The sequence below is a fragment of the Azospirillum brasilense genome (assembly GCF_005222205.1).
GTDB classification, from domain to species: domain Bacteria; phylum Pseudomonadota; class Alphaproteobacteria; order Azospirillales; family Azospirillaceae; genus Azospirillum; species Azospirillum brasilense_G.
In genome coordinates, this window is the sequence record NZ_CP032348.1 from 612120 (window position 1) to 629456 (window position 17337).

The window sequence follows — 17337 nt, forward strand, 5'->3', positions numbered from 1 at the left end:
CCGGCTGCGAACCGCCTCTCAGCGCAGAGCCGCGCCGATCATCGGATAGAGAACGTAGATCCCGAAGAGCGCCACCCACAGCAGGGTGAGGAGAACCCGGAATCCCGCCCGCCATCCGCCGTCCGCACGGCGAAGGTCCAGATACTGGGTGAGAATCCGGTCGGCCTTGAGGTTGGCCGCGGCGAGGACGAGTCCGACCCCGAGCGGGCCGAGACCGCCGGTTCCATGCCCGGCCCACATCGAGACGGCGGTGAGCAGCATCAGCACCATCCAGGTGCGTGTCAGGATCGCCATCGCCTCACCTCAGCAGATAGACGATGGGGTAGAGCAGCACCCAGATCAGGTCCACCATGTGCCAGAAGGCGGCCCCGGTCTCCAGGTTCTCCAGGCTGTCCCACCACGTGACGATGCCCAGGATGACGATCCCCGCGGCGACGTGCATCGCGTGGAAGCCGGTCAGCAGATAATAGAGCTGGAAGAAGCTGTTGGTCTCCAGCGTGAGGCCCCGGCCGATCTTGTCGCCGTATTCGACCGCCTTGATGGCGAGGAACAGGCCGCCGAGGGCCATCGCGCCGAGCATCGCCACCCTGTGGGAGCGGCCCGAGCCCCGGCGCCGCACGGCGACGGCGACCAGCCAGCCGCTTGTCACCAGGACCATGGTGTTCACGCCGCCGAGCAGACGGTCCAACTGCCCCTGCGACGCGTCGAAGGTCGCCGGGTCGAGGGCGCGCGCCACCGCGAAGCCGATGAACATCGCCCCGAAGGCCGCCAGCTCCCCCAGGATGAGAATCCACATCATGGGGTTGCCGGGCAGGCTGGAGAGGGGTCCCCAATCGGCGGCCTCCCCGTCCGCAGCTTCCTCCGCAGCGACCACCGTCGTCGGCGCGGCCGTTTCCGTCATGTCCGCTGTCCTTCCGGAAGTGATGACCGGAAGGGACCATGACGCGGGCCAGTGGCGCCGTCTTTGCCCGGGGGCAAACTCGCGGCGGGTTGCCGATCAGCTGGCGCTGATCATTTGGCGCCGGTCACTGATAGCCGCCCTTTTCCGCGCGCTCCCGCGCGGCGTCCTCCTGGGCTTTGGTCATTTCGTCCTTGGTCGCCGCCGGCTGGTCCTCGGGCTTGCCCGCCGCGCGGTCGTTCTCGGCTTGCGGTTGGGAGTCGGTGTTGCGGTTGTCGCCCATCGCGTCATCCTCCGGCATGAGGCGGACCGCTGCGGCCCGCCGTAAGCCTCACCAACACCCCCAGGCACCGGTCGTCTCGCCCCGCTCACGGGATCAGGCGACGATGCCGGCGTCGTGCAGGCGGCCGATCTCGGCGGACGGCAGGCCGAGCAGGTCGGCCAGCACCGCGTCGGTGTCCTGCCCCAGCACGGGCGCCGGCCGGTGGTCGGTGCGCTCACCCAGGCCGGGGAAGCCGAGGGGCGAGCCGGGGACCAGCAGCGGCCCGACCTCCGGCTGCTCGACCTCGCGGAACAGCGGGTTGGCGGTGGAGCAGCGCGCGTCCTCCGCCACCAGCTGGCCGAAATCCCGGTACGGCCCCCACAGCACCCCCGCCCCGGCAAAGGCGCTCTCGACCTCGGACAGGGTGCGGGCGGCGAACCAGGGGGCGAGCACGGCGGAGATGGCGTCGCGCGCCACGAAGCGCCCGCCCTCGTCGTTCATGTCCACGTCCATCAGCGGGCCGATCATCGCCAGCCGCTCGGTCAGCCCGGTCGCCTTGCCCAGCGCCTTCCACTGACGGTTGGAGATGGCGACGACCATCGCCCGCCGGCCGTCGGCGGTGGCGAAGTCGCGCCCATAGGCGCCGTAGAGATCGTTGCCCATCGGCGGCCGCACGGCGCCGTTCACCCGGACGTCGGCGAGGTAGCCAAGGTTGCCGACCGTTGCCAGCATCACATCGGCCAGCGCCACCGTCACCTCCTGCCCGCGCCCGGTGCGGCGGCGGTGCCGCTCCGCCGCCAGCAGGCCGGTGGCCAGATAGAGGCCGGCGGCGACGTCCCAGGCCGGCAGCACATGGTTCACCGGCTCGCCGCCGCGGCCGGTCGCCATCGGGAAGCCGCTGGCGCAGTTGACGGTGTAATCGACCGCCGCCGACCCGTCCGGGTTGCCGGTCAGCCGCAGCATGATCAGGTCGTCGCGCTTGGCCGACAGCGCCTCGTAGCCCATCCAGCCGCTGGCCGGCAGGTTGGTCAGCAGGAAGCCCGCGTTCTCGCCCGAGGCGGTGATGATCGCCTGGGCGATCTCCCGCCCCTCTGGCCGGTCGAGCGCCAGCGTCACCGACCGTTTCGCCTTGTTCAGCGCGGTCCAGTAGAGGCTGGTGCCGTTCGGCGCCACCGGCCAGCGCCGGTAGTCGATGTTGCCGCCGATGGGGTCGATGCGGATCACCTCCGCGCCCAGCTGGGCCAGCGTCATGCCGCCCAGCGGGGCGGCGATGAAGGCCGACACCTCGACGACGCGCAGATCGGAGAGAAGCGAGGACATGGGAGTCTCGATCCAGATGGAAACAACGTGGTGGACGGGTGCCCCCACCCCGACCCTCCCCCGCTTCGCAGGGGAGGGGACCATTCTCCCTCCCCTGCGAGAGCGGGGGAGGGTCGGGGTGGGGGCTAACGGACGACGCGCCTTACACGCAGCGCCCGCCGTCGATCTCCAGCACCACGCCGGTCAGGAAAGCCGCCTCGTCCGACGCGAGGTAGAGGGCGGCGTTGGCGACGTCGGTCGGCTGGCCCAGGCGGCCCAGCGGCACGATGCCCATCATGCGCGCCCGCTTCTCCGGCGTGTCGCCGCCCATAAAGGTGGCAAGCAGCGGCGTCTCGGTGGCGACCGGGGCGAGCGCGCAGACGCGGATGTTGTCGGGCGCCAACTCCAGCGCCAGCGACTTGGTGATGTTGTGCACGGCACCCTTGGTCGCGTTGTACCAGACCAGGCCCGGACGCGGCCGCAGGCCGGCGGTGGAGCCGAGATTCAGGATCACGCCGGACTTCTGCGCCCGCATGGTCGCGACGACCGCCTTGGAATAGAGGTAGATCGACTTGACGTTCAGCGCGAAGACGCGGTCGAACTCCTCCTCCGTCACGTTCTCGAAGGGGCCGTTGGCGTGGGTGGAGCCGGCGTTGTTGACCAGGATGTCCAGCCGCCCGAACTTCTCGACGGTGGCGGCGATGGTCATCTCGACATCGGCCATGCGGGTCACGTTGGCGGCGATGCCGATGGCGGACTCGCCCAGCCGTTCCGCGACCGCCTTGGCGGCATCGCCGTTGATGTCCACGACCGCCACGCGGCCGCCCTCGCGCACGAAGGTCTCGGCCATCGCGAGGCCCAGCCCCTGCGCCGCACCGGTGATCAGGGCGACCTTGCCGTCCAGACGCTTCGTCATTCTTGTTTCCTCCCCAAGGGATTATGTGGTGTTGGGGAGGCTATCCGCGCCGCACCGGCCGTGCTATGGACCATCCGTCATAGCTGCTATCAGCCCGCACAGCCGTGTTGCGCGACAGCGCATCAGGGGGCGCTGTTCTCTCCGGCGCTGCCGGGGGCGACGACCTTGCCCTTCAGCACGCCGTTGGCGACGCATTTCGCCACCTCGGCGTGGATCAGCCGCAGCAGGGCGCGCGTCGCCTTCGACACCGGCTGGTGCAGCGGCGTCGCGGTGACGAGCATGGCGTGCATGTCCTTCGAGCTGATTTCGCGGGCGATCAGCCGGCCCTGGCGCACCTCGCGGTGGACGGCGCCGAAGGGCAGGATGGTCGAGCCCATGCCCTCCTCCACCAGCTGCTTGATGGCGGTGACGGAATCGATCTCCATGTCGACCTGGAGGTCGATGTCGGCCCGCCGCACCGCCGCGTCGACCACCCGGCGCAGGCCATTCTCCAGCCCCGGCAGGACGAAGCGCAGGCCGCCCAGAGTCTCCACCTCGACCGGCCCGTCGTCGTCGGCCACCGCGTCCTTGGCGGGCTGGACGAGCAGCAGATTCTCGACGAGCAGCGGCGAGGACAGCATGCTGCGCCCGCGCCGGGCGTCGTAGAGCACGGCGAGGTCGAGCCGCCCGCCCTCGACCCACTCCAGCAGCGTGCCGCTGAACACCTCGTGGATGCGCAGCGTGGCGTCGGGGTAGTTCTCGTGGAAGCGGCGGGCCAGCGGCGCCCCCAGCGTGGCGCAGATCGACGGGGGGAGGCCCAGAGTGACCGACCCGGTCAGCCGTTCCGACTGGTCCTGGATCTCCTCCTTGATCTCCGACAGCGCGCCCAGCAGATGGCGCACCACGTCGTAGAGCTTGCGCCCCTGCTGGGTCAGCGAGACGCCGCGGCCATGGCGGTAGAACAGGCTGGTGCGCAGCTCGTGCTCCAGCTTCTGGACCTGCCGGCTGAGCGCCGGCTGGGTGATGCCAAGCTTGACCGACGCCTTGGAAAAGCTGCCAAGGTCGGCCACCTGAACAAAGTAGCGCAGTTCCAGAAGTTCCATCGCGGGACAGGTCTCGTCGTTCGGCCTCCGGGTCGGATAGCGAATACGCCGGTATGACACAAGCGGAGTCCTGACAGGTCAGTCCTGCCCGGCCCTCCGCCGTGTCTCGCGATCAATTGCGCCGGGTGAGCAGACCACGCGCCACAACCTGGGCCTGGATTTCCGCCGCCCCTTCGAAAATATTCAGAATACGGGCGTCGCACAGCACACGGCTGATCGGATACTCGACCGCGTAGCCGTTGCCGCCGTGGATCTGCACCGCGTTGTCGGCGTTCGACCAGGCGACGCGCGCCGCCAGCAGCTTGGCCATGCCGGCCTCGATGTCGCACCGGCGGTCGCTGTCCTTCTCCCGCGCGGCAAAATAGGTGAGCTGGCGGGCAATCATCGTCTCCACGGCCATCCAGGCGATCTTGCCGGCCACCCGCGGGAAGGCGGCGAGCGGGCGGCCGAACTGGAGGCGCTCCTGGGCGTAGCGCAGACCAAGCTCCATCGCGTTCTGCGCCACGCCGACGGCGCGGGCGGCGGTCTGCACGCGGGCGGATTCGAAGGTCGCCATCAGCTGCTTGAAGCCCTGGCCCTCGACGCCGCCCAGCAGGTTTTCGCGCGGCACCGCGAAGCCGTCGAAGCCGATCTCGTACTCCTTCATGCCCCGATAGCCGAGAACCGGGATCTCGCCGCCGCTCATGCCCTCGGCTGGGAAGGGGTCGGCCTCGGTGCCGCGCGGCTTCTCGGCCAGCAGCATCGACAGGCCGCGGTAGCCGGGGGCGTCCGGATCGGTGCGCACCAGCAGGGTCATCAGGTCGGAGCGGCTGCCGTGGGTGATCCAGGTCTTCGCCCCGGTGACGCGGTAGGTGTCGCCGTCCAGCACGGCGCGGGTGCGCAGACTGCCCAGGTCGGAGCCGGTGTTGGGCTCGGTGAAGACGGCGGTCGGCAGGATCTCGCCGGACGCGAGGCGCGGCAGCCAGCGCGCCCGCTGCTCGGCGGTGCCGCCCAGGCGGATCAGCTCGGCGGCGATCTCCGCGCGGGTGCCCAGCGAGCCGACGCCGATGTAGCCGCGCGACAGCTCCTCCGTCACCACGCACATGGCGAGCTTGCCCATGCCGAGCCCGCCGTCTTCCTCCGGCACGGTCAGGCCGAAGACGCCCATCTCGGCCATCTGTTCGACGACCGGCATCGGGATCAGCTCGTCCTTCAGGTGCCACTCGTGGGCGTGCGGCTCCACCACGTCGGCGACGAAGCGGCGGAACTGCTCACGCACCATGTCGAGCGCCTCGTCCTCCAGCGCCGCCTCGCCGAAGCCGCCGCCGTGCAGCGCGTCGGCCAGCAGCTCGGCGATGCGCAGCCGCAGGGTGGAGGCGTTGCCGGCGGCGATCAGCCGATGCACCGCGCCGGTGCGGAAGGCCGCCCGCTCCGCGTCGTCCAGCCCGAAATCGGCGGGGCGGACGATCTCGCCCTGGCTCATCGCCAGACCGCCGTCAAGCTGGGCCAGATACTCGCCGAAGGCAGCCTGGAGCATGCAGGCCTCCAGCTCGCCCAGCCGGCCGGCGCGGTCCAGCCGCTCCGCCCAGCCCTGCATCTGGCGCAGCGCCTCGGCGTAGGTCGCCACCCAGGCGAAGCCGTGCGCCGCCACCTGATGGCGGTCGAGCGCCGCCGCATCGACGCGCCCGTCCGGCGCCACCAGCGCGGCGACGCCGCGCTCGGCGGCCTCGGCCAGCCGCGCCACCGCGTCGAGCGCCGCCGCCGTGGTGGACAGCAGGTCGGGCAGCGGAACCGGGCCGTTGGAGGTTGGGGTGGACGACATGGCGCGTTTCCTCGGTTCTTGTTGTTCGGTTCAGTCCATACATCCGGCCCTCTCCCCTCCGAGGAGAGGGATTCCAGGGCCGGGGCGTCAGTCCGCCGCGATCGTCTCGCGGGGCGGGAGGGACGCGGCGATCCCGGCGAAGGCCTGCTCAACGAGCCGGCGCTGGTCGGCCTCGTGGTCGCCGTGGAAGCTGCCGGCGGGGGACGCCGCCTCGTCGCGGGCCACGCAGGCGACGCGCGGTTCGGCGCAGCCGGCGGCGGCGCGCAACGCCTCCAGACGGCGGTCCAGATAGGTCCAGGCGCCGAGATTGCACGGCTCCTCCTGCACCCAGACGCAGGACGCGCCCGGCCAGCGGCGGAACAGCGCCGACAGCGCGGCGTCGGGCAGAGGATACAGCATTTCCAGCCGGACCACCGCCACACCGTCGGCACCGGTTTCCGGCCCGCGCTCGGCCCGCTCGCGCTCCAGCTCGTAGGCCAGCTTGCCGCTGCACAGCAGGATGCGCTCGACCCGCGCCCCGGCGGTGGCGATCACCGGCTGGAAGGCGGTGCCCGGCGCGAGTTCGGCCAGCGTCGACACGGCGGCGGGCAGGCGCAGCAGCGTCTTCGGGCTCAGCACCACCAGCGGCTTGCGGTCGCGGCGCAGCATCTGCCGGCGCAGCAGGTGGAAGTAGTTGGCCGGGGTGGAAGGATGGGCGACGCGGATGTTGTCGCGCGCCGCCATCTGCAGGAAGCGCTCCGGCCGGGCGGAGGAGTGTTCCGGCCCCTGCCCTTCCAGCCCATGCGGCAGCAGGATGACGAGGCCGGAGGGCTGGCGCCATTTGTCCTCGGCGCTGACGATGAACTGGTCGATCATGATCTGCGCGCCGTTGGCGAAATCGCCGAACTGCGCCTCCCAGATCACCAGCGCGTCGGGCCGCTCCAAGCTGTAACCGTACTCGAAGCCGAGAACGGCGTATTCCGACAGCGGGCTGTTGACCACGTCGAACCGCGCCTGCTCCATCCCCAGATGGTTCAGGCTGACATGGCGGCGCCCCGTGACGGTGTCGGTCAGCGCGAAATGGCGGTGCGAGAAGGCGCCTCGCACCACGTCCTGGCCGGTCAGCCGCACCGGCGTCCCCTCGGCCAGCAGCGTGGCGAAGGCCAGCGCCTCGCCGGTCGCCCAGTCCAGCGGCTCCTCGGCGCGGCGGCGGATGACGCGCTCCACCTTGCGGTCCACGGCAAGCCCGTCGGGAATGGCGGCCAGCGCCGCCAGCAGCCCGCGCAGCCGGTCGTCGGCGATGCCGGTGTCCGGTTCGGCGGGAAGCGTGCCGGCCGGGGCGAAGGGCGCCCAGCGCCCGCCGGGGAAGCCGTCGTGGTTCGGCCGGTGGTCGGAGGCCGCGGCCAGCGCCTCCTGGAAGCGGGTCTTGTGCCCGGCGGCCAGCGCCTCCGCCTCCTCGGGGCCGACCAGCCCGTCGGCGGCCAGCCGCTGCGCGTAGAGGGCGCGGGCCGGCGGGTGGGCGTCGATCGCCTTGTAGTCGAGCGGTTGGGTGAAGCGCGGCTCGTCGATCTCGTTGTGGCCGTTGCGGCGGTAGCCGACGAGGTCGATCACCGCGTCGCGCCCGTGCGCCTGCCGGAAGGCCACGGCGAGGTCGGCGGCGCGCAGCGCGGCGTCGGGATCATCGGCGTTGACGTGCAGGATGGGGCTGTCCACCGCCTTCCACAGGCCGGTGCAGTGGAGCGAGGTCCGCGCCTCCTCCCGCTCGGTGGTGAAGCCGATCTGGTTGTTGACGATGACGTGGATGGTGCCGGCCACGGTGAAGCCTGGAACGCCGGACAGTTGCAGCGCCTCCGTCACGCTGCCCTGGCCGATCACGCTGGCGTCGGTGTGCAGCAGCACGCAGAGCACCCGCTTGGCGTCGCCGCCCTGCGACCGTTCCAGGTCCTGGCGCGCCCGCGCGCGGCCGAGCGTGACCGGGTTGATCGCCTCCAGGTGCGACGGGTTGGGCGACAGGGTCAGGGCCAGCGACCGCTCGCCGAAGGACAGGGTGCTCTCCACCCCCATGTGATAGGGCACGTCGGCGGGAACCGGCGGGTCGGCCAGGAAGGGGTGCATGCCCTTGATGCCGGCGAACAGCTCGACCAGCGGCTTGCCCAGCGCGTTGGCCATCAGGCTGAGCCGGCCGCGGTGCATGGTCCCGACCTGCACCTCGGTGACGCCCGCCGCCGCCGCCGCCGCGAGGATGCGGTCGAGCAGCGGGATCAGCGTCTCCATGCCCTCCGCCCCGAAGCGCTTCTTGGTCGGGTAGCGGACGCCAAGCAACCGCTCGAACTCCTCCGCCGCGGTCAGCAGCGCCAGCGCGCGGCGGCGCGCCTCGGCGGGCGGAGCGGTCTCCGCCCCCTCATAGGCGTCGCGCAGCCAGGAGCGCAGAGCCGGATCGTCGATGTGCGCGGTCTCCAGCGTCAGCGTGCCCTGGTAGAGCCGGCGCAGGCGCGCGGTCTGGGCGTCCTCGGACGCGGAAGATTCGAGGGGCGCAGAGCGGCCCAGCGGGTCGAGCGCGGCGGCGGCGTGGCCGCGCTGGCGGATCTCCTCCTGCCGCAGCGGAACCGTCGGATCGCCGGCCGGACCACCTGACGGTGCTCCGGCGGGAACGGCGCCCAGCTCGTCCAGGATCTGGAAGACGGCGCGCCAGCTCACGTCCACCGACGCGGGGTCCTCGCGGAAGCGTTCCTGCAACGCTTCGAGATAGGCGGCTCCGGCGGCGTTGAGCGGAGAGGACAGCCTAGACATGGCGCACACCGTTCATGCGATTGAACATCCGTCGGTTTGATGGCGGTCGGAGACCAGTTGCCCCCAGCTTATCGACCCATCGCGCGGTGCGGAGCGCATGGCGTGCCTGTAGCAGATATTCATTGCGGGCATAGCAAACCGTCCGCGCCCGCACCGGTTGGGGCGGGCCGCCGCGGGTTTCGGGTGAAACCGTTCGTACCGCTGATGGCTTGCCGCGCTTATGGCTGATATGCCGGCAAAACGCATTCCGCTGTCCGGCCGCCTGATCCACTGTCAGGGTCACCACACCCTCCCCGGCCACCCACCGGGGACCAAGCGTCCTCGGACCAGCATCGCGTCGTCCGGGCAACAAAAATCTCGGCCACAAAAATCTCGGGAGGAATATCCACATGAAGCGCCGTCAATTCTTCAAGGGTGCCGCCGTCGTTGCCGGCGCCTCCACCCTCGCCGCCCCGGCCATCGCCCAGTCGGAGCCGACGATCCGCTGGCGCTGCGTGTCCAGCTTCCCGAAGAACATCGAGGTTCTCTACGGCAGCGCCGAGGTGATGGCGAAGAACATCGCCGAGGCCACGGACGGCAAGTTCCAGATCCAGGTCTTCGCCGCCGGCGAACTGGTGCCGGCGCTGCAGGCGCTCGACGCCGCCAGCAACGACACGGTGGAGATGGCCCACACCGCGTCCTACTACTATGTGGGCAAGGACCCGAGCTTCGCGTTCGGCTGCTGCCTGCCCTTCGGCCTGAACACCCGCCAGCAGAACGCCTGGTTCTACCACGGCGAGGGCGGCAAGCTGCTGGAGGAGTTCTACGCCGGCCACAACCTGAAGGCGCTCGCCGGCGGCAACACCGGCTCCCAGATGGGCGGCTGGTTCCGCAAGGAGATCAAGAATGCGGAAGACCTCAAGGGGCTGAAGTTCCGCATCTCCGGCCTCGGCGGCCAGATCCTGTCCAAGCTGGGCGTCGTGCCGCAGCAGGTCAGCGGCGGCGACATCTACCCGGCGCTGGAGCGCGGCACCATCGACGCCGCCGAGTTCAATGGCCCCTACGACGACGAGAAGCTCGGCCTCTACAAGATCGCGCCGAACTATTATTACCCGGGCTGGTGGGACGGCACCTCGCTCCAGCACTTCTTCATCAACACGAACCGCTGGAACAGCCTGCCCAAACATTACCAGGCGGCGCTGACCTCGGCGGCGGCGCTGGCCAACGTCGACAGCGTGGCGCGCTACGACGTGCTGAACCCGGCGGCGCTGAAGCGCGTGGTGGAGAAGGGCGCCAAGCTGCGCGCCTTCCCGCAGGACGTGCTGCAGGCCAGCCACAAGGCGGCCATGGAGCTTTACGACGAGCTGTCGGACAAGAACCCGACCTTCAAGAAGTTCTACGAGAGCTACCGCCGCTTCCAGACGGATTCGAACCTGTGGAACCAGGCGTCGGAATACGCCTACGACAGCGCCGTCCTCCGCCTCGCCCGGCGCTGATCCGGCACGTCCTCAACCATGACCGGGGAGCGGGGCCGCCGCTCTCCGGCCGTGGCATCGTCGCGTTTCGCGCGACCGGCTTTTTCGGGAGGGCCTGCCCACCATGCCGAGCCCCAACGCTTCCCCCTTCATGACGGCCCTGGTCGGGGCCTGCCGGCTGGTCGACGCGGTCACCGCGCGGCTGGGCAAGGCGATATCCTGGCTGATCGTGCTGGCGATCCTGGTGTCGGCCGTCAACGCGGTCGTCCGCAAGATGTTCGACGTCAGCTCGAATTCCTGGCTCGAACTGCAATGGGTGCTGTTCGCCGCCGTGTTCCTGCTGTGCTCCCCCTGGACGCTGAAGGAGGACGAGCACATTCGCATCGACATCGTGAACGCGCAGCTCGGCAAGCGCGCCCGCGACACCATCGACCTGTTCGGCCATCTGACCTTCCTGCTGCCCTTCAGCTTCGTGATGCTGGTCACCTCCTGGCCCTTCGCCATCGCCTCCTACATGATCGAGGAGCAGTCGATGAACGCCGGCGGCCTGCCGCAATGGCCGGCGAAGATGCTGATTCCGCTGGGATTCACCGTGCTGTTCATCCAGGGCCTGTCCGAGCTGGCCAAGCGCGCCGCGATCATGTCCGGCCATCTGGAGGACGACCAGCAGCGGGCCGGCGGCCATCAGGCGGCGGCCGAGGCCGAGGCGGAACGGCTGCTGGCGGCCGAACGCGAGCGCACCACCCACCCCGACACCCTTCCCAGCCGGTGACCGCGCGATGAGCACGACCTCCCCCACCCCTTCGCCGCGCGCCGTCCGGCTGTCCGTCATCTCCCTGGTGCTGCTGGCGGTGGTTGCCGTGGCGCTCTACGTGCTGCCGGTGCCCGGCGCCGCGGCGCTGGCCGAACAGGACGGCTGGCGCGGCTGGTTCGGCCACAACATGGCGCCGATCATGTTCGCCACGCTGGTCGGCATGCTGCTGCTCGGCTATCCGGTGGCCTTCGCGCTGGCCGCCAACGGGCTGCTGTTCGGCCTGATCGGCATCGAGATCGGGCTGTTCCGCCCCGACCTGTTCCAGGCGCTGCCCGAGCGCGTCTACGGCACGATGAACAACGACGTGCTGCTGGCCGTGCCCTTCTTCACCTTCATGGGTCTGGTGCTGGAGCGGTCCGGCATGGCCGAGGATCTGCTCGACACCATCGGGCAGCTCTTCGGCTCGATCCGCGGCGGTCTGGCCTACGCCGTCATCTTCGTCGGCGCGCTGCTCGCCGCGACGACCGGCGTTGTGGCCGCCTCGGTGATCTCGATGGGCCTGATCTCGTTGCCGATCATGCTGCGCTACGGCTACGACCGCCGTCTGGCGTCGGGCGTCATCGCGGCGTCGGGCACGCTGGCCCAGATCATCCCGCCGTCGCTGGTGCTGATCGTCATGGCCGACCAGCTCGGCCGCTCGGTCGGCGACATGTACGAGGCCGCCTTCGTCCCCGGCCTGCTGCTCGCCGGCCTCTACGCCCTCTACGTCTTCGTCGTCTCGATGATCTGGCCCAAGGCCGCCCCCGGCCTGCCGCCGGAGGCCATCGCCCACCGCGAGCCGAACGGCGCGCGCGGCGTCTGGCAGCTCGGCCTGCTGGCCCTGTTCTCGGGCACGGTCGCCACCTGGGTGATGGGCCGCACCGACGTGAAGTCGGGCGCCGACTACGTCGTGCTGCTGCTCTCGGTGGCGGTGCTGGTCGCCTTCCTGGCAGCCGCCTTCAACCGCGGCTTCGGCGCGCAGCGCCTCGTCCTGCAGACCGTCGCCACGGCGGCGCTTACCGCGGCGGCGGCGTGGCTGACGGTCAACGAGTGGACCACCCTGGCCCTGATCGGCGATTCCATCGCGGCGGGCGCGCTCTACGCCCTAACGGTGGCGGTGGTGGAGCGGGCGACCGGCCGGCGCCTGATCTCCCGCATGGCCGAGCAGGCGACCTTCGTCATGGTGCCGCCGCTGGCGCTGATCTTCCTGGTGCTGGGCACCATCTTCATCGGCCTCGCCACCCCGACCGAGGGCGGCGCCATGGGTGCGGTCGGCGCGCTGGCGCTCGCGGCCATGAAGAAGCGCCTGAACTTCGACATGGTGCGGCAGGCCACCTATTCGACGGCCAAGCTGGCGGCCTTCGTGCTGTTCATCCTGATCGGCGCGCGGGTGTTCTCGCTGACCTTCTACGGCGTCAACGGCCACATCTGGGTCGAGGAGCTGATGGTCTCCCTGCCCGGCGGGCAGATGGGCTTCCTGATCGCGGTCAGCGTGATGGTCTTCCTGCTGGCCTTCTTCCTCGACTTCTTCGAGCTGGCCTTCATCGTCATCCCGCTGCTGGCCCCGGCGGCGGAGCGTCTGGGCATCGATCTGGTGTGGTTCGGCGTCATCCTGGCGGTGAACATGCAGACCAGCTTCATGCACCCGCCCTTCGGCTTCTCGCTGTTCTTCCTGCGCTCGGTGGCGCCCAAGCTGCCCTACATCGACCGCATCACGAAGAAGGAGACGGCTCCCGTCCTGACCAGCCAGATCTACTGGGGCGCGGTGCCCTTCGTGGTCATCCAGCTCGTCATGGTGGCCCTGGTGATCGCCTTCCCGCAGATGGTCATGCACTACAAGTCGACCGCCACCAAGCTCGACGACAAGCAGATCGAAGAGCAGTTCAAGGGCCTCGGCGGCGACCTGAACGACGACCTGCCGCCGCTGGAATTCAAGTGATCGAGACTGAGGAAGGGAGCACGACATGCGCATCGCCGTCGTAGGGGCCGGGGCCGTTGGCGGCGCGCTGGCCGGGTATCTCGCCGCCACGGGCCGGCACGAGTTGTCGCTGCTGGCCCGCGGCGCCCATCTCGCGGCGATCCGCGACGGCGGGCTGACCGTGCAGACGCCGAAGGGAACGCTGACCAGCCGGCCGCGGGCCAGCGATTCCGCCGCCGACCTCGGCCCGCAGGACGTGGTGATCGTCACGGTGAAGGGGCACGGGCTGCCGGCCCTGGCCGCGTCCTTCCCGGCGCTGTGCGGGCCGGACACGCTGGTGGTGGCGGCGCAGAACGGCATTCCCTGGTGGTACCTGTACGGTGCTGGGGACGGGGTGACGCCGGAACCGCTGGAGGTGGTCGATCCCGGCGGCGCCGTCTGGTCGGCCATCGGTCCGGAGCGGGTCGCCGCCTGCGTGATGGAGGTGCTGCCCGCCCGCATCGTCGGGCCGGGCGTCGTCGCCCACACCGCCCTGCCGGTGCTGGCCTTCGGCGCCCCCCGGCCCGGCGACCACGCGGAGAAGCTGGCGGCCCTGGCCGACTCCTTCAACGCGGCGGGCGCCACCGCCCGCCTGCCCGCCGACATCCGCGTGCCGCTGTGGAGCAAGCTGATGCTCAACATGGCGGTCGGCCCTACCAGCGTGCTGACCGGCGCCACCATGGGCGCCATGGAGCAGGCCCCCGGCATGGCCGCCGTCCAGGGCCGGCTGATGCGCGAATGCCTGAATGTGGCCCATGCCTGGGGCGTCGCCCTGCCCGACGACATCGACGAGCGGCTGAGCCGGGGCAGCGGCGTGCCCGGCCACAAGCCGTCGATGCTCCAGGATTTCGAGGCGGGGCGCAGCATGGAGATCGACCCCATCGTGACCACCGTCCTGGAGCTGGCCCGCCGCCGCGGCGTGCCGGTGCCGACCATCGAAACATTGTGGGCGCTGACCGCCCTGAAGGAGCGGGTGGCGCGCGCCGACTGAGCGCACCTGCCCCCACCCTGACCCTCCCCCGCTTCGCGAAAATCCCCCTCCCCTGCGCAGCGGGGGAGGGCCGGGGTGGGGGCAAGGACCAGCGCCACCAAAGAACGTCCCCGGAGAAAAAACGACATGTCCCCCGCTTCCGATCGCATCACCAACTTCATCGCCGGCTCCTGGCGTCCGGGCCGTGAGCGGCTCGACATCTTCAACCCGTCGAATCTGGACGAACTGGCCGGCTCCTACTCGCTCGCCGGCGCCGACGATGTGGCGGAGGCCGTCGCCGCGGCGCGCGCCGCCCAGCCGCAGTGGCGCGCCGCCACGGTGGAACAGCGCTCGCTGGTGCTCGACGCCATCTCCCGCGCGCTGTTCGACCGCAAGGACGAGCTGGCCCGCATCGCCGCGACCGAGGGCGGCAAGACCATCCCCGACGCGCTGGGCGAGATCACCCGCGCCGCCCACCTCGCCCGATTCTTCGCCGCCGAGGCGCTGCGCGCGCCGGGCGAGACGCTGGGCTCGGTCCGGCCCGGCGTCGAAGTCGACGTGACGCGCGAGCCGGTCGGCGTCATCGGCCTCGTCACGCCCTGGAACTTCCCGGTCGCCACGCCGATGTGGAAGATCGCCCCGGCGCTGGCCTTCGGCAACGCGGTGATCTGGAAGCCGTCGGAGAAGACCCCCGGCATCTCCATCGCCGTCACCCGCCTCATCGCGGAGGCGCTGGAGGCCCAGGGCATGCCCGCCGCGCTGTTCAATCTGGTGATCGGCGCCGGCCCGAACGTGGGCGCCGCCGTGGTCGACGCGGTGGACGCCGTGTCCTTCACCGGCTCGGTCAACACCGGGCGGCGCATCGCCGTGCGCTGCGCGGAACGGATGATCCGTGTCCAGCTGGAGCTGGGCGGCCAGAACCCGCTGGTCGTGCTGGGCGACGCCGACCCGGAGCGCGCCGCCGAGATCGGCGTCAACAGCGCCTATTTCCACGCCGGCCAGCGCTGCACCGCCACCGGGCGCTTCATCGTCGAGGATTCGATCCACGACGCCTTCGTCGCCGCGATGACCGAACGGATGGCGGCGCTGCGCGTCGGCCACGCCCTGCAGCCGGAAACGCAGATCGGCCCGGTCATCGACGAGTTCCAGCTCACCAAGAACCTGCAATACATCGACACCGGCCTGAAGGAAGGCGCGCAGCTGGCCTCCGGCGGCGGGCGGCTGGACCGGCCGACGCGCGGCTGGTTCCTCGCCCCGACGCTGTTCACCGAGACCAGCAACGCCATGACCATCAACCGGGAGGAGGTGTTTGGCCCGGTCGCCAGCGTCATCCGCGTCAAGGATTACGAGGAGGCCCTGGCCGTCGCCAACGACACCGACTACGGCCTGTCGTCGGGCATCATCACCAACTCGATGAAGCACGCCCGCCACTTCCAGGCCAACATCCAGGCTGGCATGACCATGCTGAACCTGCCGACGGCCGGCGTCGACTACCACGTCCCCTTCGGCGGCCGGAAGATGTCGAGCTACGGCCCGCGCGAGCAGGGACGCTCCGCCATCGAGTTCTACACCATCATCAAGACGGCCTATCGCGCGCTGTGACGCGGAACCGAAGCCCAGGGAGAGCCTTCTTGTCCAACGACACCCTGATCACCGGGCGGCCGGACTTCGCGACGGCCGTGCTCGCCCCCATCCACGCCATCGTCGGCGACCGCGGGCTGATCACCGATCCCGGCACCATGCAGCCCTTCATGGAATCCTGGCGCGACGGCTGGGTCGGACGCTCCCCCGCCGTGGTGCTTCCCGACAGCACCGAGGCGCTGGCCGCGGTGGTGCGCATCTGCGCGGAGACGCGCACGCCCATCGTGCCTCAGGGCGGCAACACCGGCCTGACCGGCGCCAGCCAGCCGCACGCCGACGGGACGGAGATCGTCCTCTCCACCAACCGGCTGAACCGCATCCGCGAGATCGACATCGACAACGACACGATGACGGTGGAGGCCGGCTGCATCCTCGCCAACATCCAGAACGCGGCGCGCGACATTGGCCGGCTGTTCCCGATGAGCCTCGCCGCCGAGGGCTCCTGCCAGATCGGCGGCAACATCGCCACCAACGCCGGCGGCGTGCAGGTCGTGCGCTACGGCAACATGCGCAACCTCGTCGCCGGGCTGGAGGTGGTGCTGCCCGACGGGCGGATCTGGGACGGGCTGCGCGGGCTGCGCAAGGACAACGCCGGCTACGACATGAAGCAGATCTTCATCGGGTCGGAGGGCACGCTGGGCATCGTCACCGCCGCGGTGCTGAAGCTGTCGCCGCTGCCGCGCGCCACCGCCACGGCGCTGGTCGCGGTGTCGGCCCCCAGCGACGCCGTCGATCTGCTGACCCGCGCCAAGGGTGTCGCCGGCGACCGCATCATCACCTTCGAGCTGATCCAGCGCGACTGCATCGACGTCGCCCGCCGCCACGTGCCGGACGTGCCCGACCCGCTGCGCGACCGCTATCCCTGGTACGTGCTGGTCGAGCTGGCTGACCAGGACGGCGGCAACCGCCTGATGGAGATGCTGGAAGGCATCCTGGAGGCGGGCATGGAGGCCGGTGAGGTGCTGGACGGCGTCGTCGCCGCCTCCAAGGCCCAGGCCGATTCGCTGTGGCGCATCCGCGAGGGCATCCCCGAGGGCCAGAAGCGCGAGGGCGTGTCCTTCAAGCACGACGTGTCGGTGCCGATCTCCCGCGTGGCGCGCTTCCTCGACCGCGCCAACGCGGCGCTGGAGCGGGAATGCCCGGGCATCCGCCCCTTCGCCTTCGGCCATCTCGGCGACGGCAACATCCACTTCAACCCGATCCAGGCGGAGGGCGGCGACCCGGCCGAATGGAAGGCGAAGCTGGCGGCGGTCAACGCCATCGTCCACGACATCGTCGTCGAGCTGGGCGGTTCCATCTCCGCCGAGCACGGCATCGGGCGGCTGCGCATCGACGAGATGCCGCGCTACAAGTCCCCGGTCGAGCTGGACATGATGGCGACGCTGAAGCGCGCCTTCGATCCGCACAACATCATGAATCCCGGCAAGATCCTGCATCATGAATCCCGGCAAGATCCTGCGCGCCTGAGCGCGGTTCCGCCAGTCAAGGATTGATC

Annotated in this window: 14 protein-coding genes; 6 read left to right on the top strand and 8 right to left on the bottom strand. The window is 70.3% G+C overall.

All coding sequences use genetic code 11. From position 1 onward, the window contains the following. Positions 1–18: 18 nt before the first annotated feature. The 8 genes from D3869_RS28765 to D3869_RS28795 all read right to left on the bottom strand — a co-directional run bounded on the left by D3869_RS28765 (position 19) and on the right by D3869_RS28795 (position 9027). A complete protein-coding gene (locus D3869_RS28765; RefSeq protein ID WP_137143079.1) occupies positions 19–294 on the bottom strand; it encodes a cytochrome C oxidase subunit IV family protein in 276 nt (91 codons plus the stop codon). Positions 295–298: 4 nt separating this feature from the next. After that, positions 299–901 (bottom strand): cytochrome c oxidase subunit 3, encoded by a 603-nt coding sequence (locus tag D3869_RS28770; RefSeq protein ID WP_137143080.1) that lies wholly within the window; start codon positions 899–901, stop codon positions 299–301. A 124-nt stretch (positions 902–1025) separates the two neighbouring features. Then, positions 1026–1181, bottom strand: a complete 156-nt coding sequence (locus D3869_RS33310) for a hypothetical protein (RefSeq protein ID WP_175426651.1) — start codon at positions 1179–1181, stop codon at positions 1026–1028. Between the two features lie 93 nt (positions 1182–1274). After that, a complete protein-coding gene (locus tag D3869_RS28775; RefSeq protein ID WP_040137917.1) occupies positions 1275–2480 on the bottom strand; it encodes a CoA transferase in 1206 nt (401 codons plus the stop codon). Positions 2481–2622: 142 nt separating this feature from the next. Continuing rightward, positions 2623–3375 (bottom strand): glucose 1-dehydrogenase, encoded by a 753-nt coding sequence (locus D3869_RS28780; protein WP_014199621.1) that lies wholly within the window; start codon positions 3373–3375, stop codon positions 2623–2625. Positions 3376–3497: 122 nt separating this feature from the next. After that, on the bottom strand, positions 3498–4457 hold the full coding sequence (locus D3869_RS28785) for a LysR family transcriptional regulator (protein WP_137143081.1): 960 nt from the start codon (positions 4455–4457) through the stop codon (positions 3498–3500). Positions 4458–4569: 112 nt separating this feature from the next. Continuing rightward, on the bottom strand, positions 4570–6258 hold the full coding sequence (locus D3869_RS28790; protein ID WP_137143082.1) for an acyl-CoA dehydrogenase family protein: 1689 nt from the start codon (positions 6256–6258) through the stop codon (positions 4570–4572). Positions 6259–6345: 87 nt separating this feature from the next. Further along, positions 6346–9027, bottom strand: a complete 2682-nt coding sequence (locus tag D3869_RS28795; protein WP_137143083.1) for a 2-oxoglutarate dehydrogenase E1 component — start codon at positions 9025–9027, stop codon at positions 6346–6348. Positions 9028–9416: 389 nt separating this feature from the next. Here D3869_RS28795 and D3869_RS28800 point away from each other — a divergent pair, with 389 nt between their 5' ends. The 6 genes from D3869_RS28800 (at position 9417) to D3869_RS28825 (ending at position 17335) form a co-directional block, all read left to right on the top strand. After that, positions 9417–10502 (top strand): TRAP transporter substrate-binding protein, encoded by a 1086-nt coding sequence (locus D3869_RS28800; RefSeq protein WP_137143084.1) that lies wholly within the window; start codon positions 9417–9419, stop codon positions 10500–10502. 130 nt (positions 10503–10632) lie between these two features. Then, positions 10633–11253, top strand: coding sequence for a TRAP transporter small permease subunit (locus D3869_RS28805; RefSeq protein WP_137143158.1), 621 nt, complete (start codon positions 10633–10635; stop codon positions 11251–11253). Positions 11254–11422: 169 nt separating this feature from the next. Continuing rightward, complete coding sequence (locus D3869_RS28810) at positions 11423–13213, top strand: TRAP transporter large permease (RefSeq protein ID WP_137143159.1); 1791 nt, start codon at positions 11423–11425, stop codon at positions 13211–13213. A 25-nt stretch (positions 13214–13238) separates the two neighbouring features. Then, positions 13239–14222, top strand: coding sequence for a ketopantoate reductase family protein (locus D3869_RS28815; protein WP_137143085.1), 984 nt, complete (start codon positions 13239–13241; stop codon positions 14220–14222). Positions 14223–14348: 126 nt separating this feature from the next. Further along, the gene (locus D3869_RS28820; protein WP_137143086.1) at positions 14349–15803 is read left to right on the top strand and encodes an aldehyde dehydrogenase family protein; all 1455 of its coding nucleotides are present in this window, start codon (positions 14349–14351) and stop codon (positions 15801–15803) included. A 137-nt stretch (positions 15804–15940) separates the two neighbouring features. Then, entirely contained in the window at positions 15941–17335 is a 1395-nt protein-coding gene (locus D3869_RS28825; protein WP_247896067.1) for an FAD-binding oxidoreductase, read from the top strand. Positions 17336–17337 lie beyond the last annotated feature (2 nt).